This is a genomic window from Nocardia sp. NPDC058497 (genome assembly GCF_042720195.1).
Lineage (GTDB): Bacteria > Actinomycetota > Actinomycetes > Mycobacteriales > Mycobacteriaceae > Nocardia.
Genome location: NZ_JBHXMY010000361.1, coordinates 2,577 through 3,301 on the forward strand (window position 1 = coordinate 2,577; position 725 = coordinate 3,301).

The following is a 725-nucleotide window of genomic DNA, read 5'->3' on the forward strand; positions in this document are numbered from 1 at the left end:
GAACATCGACACCAAGGAGCAGCTGCGCGCGTTGCCCGGCAAGGGCAGCGGCTTCGGCATGTTGCGCTACCTGAACGCCGACACCGCCGACACGCTCGCGGGCGCACCCACCCCGCAGATCAGCTTCAACTACCTGGGCCGGGCAATGACCGACGGCGGGCCGGGAGCCTTTCTCCCGCAACGCTTCGCGGAAACCCGAGACGACCGGGCGCCGTCGGCTGTCGTCGTCGATGTCAACGCCACCCTGACCGACACCGGCCTGGAAGTAACCTGGACCTACGCCTCCCGATTGCTCGACGCCGCCGACCTGGACGAGCTCGCCGCGCTGTGGACGGACGCCCTGCGGGCACTCGCCGAACATGCCGGATCCGCAGGTTCTGGTGGTCACACACCGTCTGATTTCGACCTCGTGCCGGTGACCCAGCAGCAGATCGACGGGTGGGAACACACCTATCCGAATATCGCCGACGTGTGGACGCTCTCGCCGCTGCAGGAGGGCATGCTGTTCCACGCGCTCTATGACCCCGGCACCGCCGACAGCTACACGGTGCAGTCGATCCTCACCCTGTCGGGCACGGTGGACGCGTCCCGCTTGCGTACCGCAGCGCAGGCATTGATGGCGCGGCACGACATCCTGCGGGTCGCTTTCGTGGTAACATACCACGGCCCGCGCCCCCCCGGAGTGTCCCGAGCCCGAACACCCACGGCACCAAATGAAATCACCC

General features: G+C 67.2%; 1 protein-coding gene. It reads left to right on the plus strand.

Annotated elements, in window-relative coordinates:
- Positions 1–725, plus strand: a 725-nt coding sequence (locus ACFWPJ_RS21935) for a condensation domain-containing protein (protein ID WP_378854107.1), incomplete at both ends; no start/stop codon positions are given.